The sequence below is a fragment of the Aquincola tertiaricarbonis genome (assembly GCF_000969605.1).
Lineage (GTDB): Bacteria > Pseudomonadota > Gammaproteobacteria > Burkholderiales > Burkholderiaceae_C > Aquincola > Aquincola tertiaricarbonis.
On record NZ_JZUE01000067.1, the window covers coordinates 1 to 1901 of the forward strand.

Genomic DNA, 1901 nt, shown 5'->3' on the forward strand with positions numbered 1-1901 from the left:
GCATCGCGGCGGCAGGCGGGCTGGCCCTGGCCCAGGAAGCCGTGGCCTTCGTTGGGGTAGAGCACCATCTCGGCCGGCGTGTCGCCGGCGCGCAGCAGGCTCACGAACAGCTCCTCTGACTGGCACTTGGGGCAGCGCTCGTCCTCCTTGCCCTGCAGGAACAGCGTCGGCGTCCTGGAGCGCTCCACATGCTGGATCGGCGACAGCCGGCGCGCGGTCTCGCGGTTGAAGCGGGGCGCCGAATCCACGTACAGCGGGTCGGCGTAATAACCGCCGTCGGAGGTGCCGTAGTGCGTTTCGATGTTGCCCACCGGGGCCATCACCACCGCCGCCTGGAAGCGCTGCGTGTGGCCGGTGGCCCAGCAGCTCAGGTAGCCGCCATACGACTTGCCCGACACCGCCACCCGTCCATCGCACAGGCCCTGCGCCTGCAGCTGGTCGATGGCGGCCAGGTGCTGCGGCAGGTCCAGCTCGCCCCAGTGGCCGGACAGGCGCCGGCAGAACTCGGTGCCGAAGCTGGCCGAGCCCACCGCGTTCAGCGCCAGCACCGCCCAGCCGCGCGAGCACAGCACCTGCCAGAACACGTTGGTCTCGAAGTCCAGCAGCGCATAGCTGGCCGGGCCGCCGTGCATGTCGTTCAGCAAGGGCATCGGGCCCTGAGCGTCGGCCGCATGCAGCAGCCAGCCTTCGATGGTCTCGATGCCGCCTTCGCCGTCGGGCACGTCGAACCGCAGGGGCTTGGCCTCGATGGGCGTGCGCTGCGACCACCAGGGATTGAGGCTGCTGATGCAGCGCTCGTCGCCTTCGTCGGCGCCCGGCGTGCGGGTCCACAGCTCGTTGGGCAGGCTGGGATGGTCCACCGTGTACACCAGCCGGTCCGGCAGGCAGGCCAGGGCGCCGAGCTGCCGGTCGCCGGCGGCCAGCACCTTCAGCCCGCCGTCGGCCACATCCACCGCCACCACCGCATGGCGGCCGCGGTGGGCGCGCAGCAGCACGATCCCGTCGCCATCGACCGACCAGTGCAGCGACTCCGGGTCGGCCACCTCCAGCAGGTCCAGCGCCAGGCCGCGCACCTGGCCGGTGGCGGCATCGGCCAGCCACAGCCGGGTCTGCGCATCGCCTTCGTCCACCGCGCCGGAGAAGGCGATGCGGCGTGCGTCCGGCGACCACATCGGCTGCATCACCGTGGCATGTCCATGCGACAGCTGCCGGTGACCCTGGCCGTCGATGCCGCAGGTCCACAGGTCGTAGCGGTGCGCGAAGCGGCCTTCGCGGTTGCGCGCATAGGCCACGTGCAGGCCGTCGGGCGAGACGTCGAAGCCCAGCACGTCGAAGGCGCCGTGGGTCAGCTGCCGTTGCCGGCCGGAGTCCAGGTCGACGGTGAACAGGTGGATCTGCCGCTGCAGCAGGTAGCCCACGCCATCCTGCTTGTAGGGCAGGCGCCAGACCACCTCGGGTGCGGCGGCGCTGCGTGCGGGCGCGGGCGCGTCCGAAGGGCGGCCGCGCAGGTCGGGGTCCACCGCCACCGCGGCGGTGACCAGCAGCGAGCGGCCGTCGGGCATCCAGCGCAGCTGCGTCACGCTCTGCGCGAACTGGCCCACCTGGCGCAGTGAGCCACCTTCGGCGTCCATCACGAAGAGCTGCGGTGAGCCACCGCCGCGGGTGGACAGGAAGGCGATCTGCCGGCCGTCGGGCGACCAGCGCGGAGCGGTGTCCTCGCCTTGGCCGTCGGACAGCAGCCGGCCTTCGCCGCAGCCGTCGAACGCAAAGATGCGGATCTGCGAGCCGTGGCTGTCCTCCTGGCGCTGCACGAAGCGCACCGCGCACAGCGCGGCAGGCGCCGCCGGTACCGCATGCAGGGAAGAGACCTTGCGGTGAAGGTCCAGGTCGTCGATCTCGAA

General features: G+C 71.7%; 1 protein-coding gene. It reads right to left on the reverse strand.

Annotated elements, in window-relative coordinates:
• On the reverse strand, positions 1-1901 hold a 1901-nt coding region (locus tag VO99_RS27400), incomplete at both ends, for a S9 family peptidase (protein ID WP_052736682.1).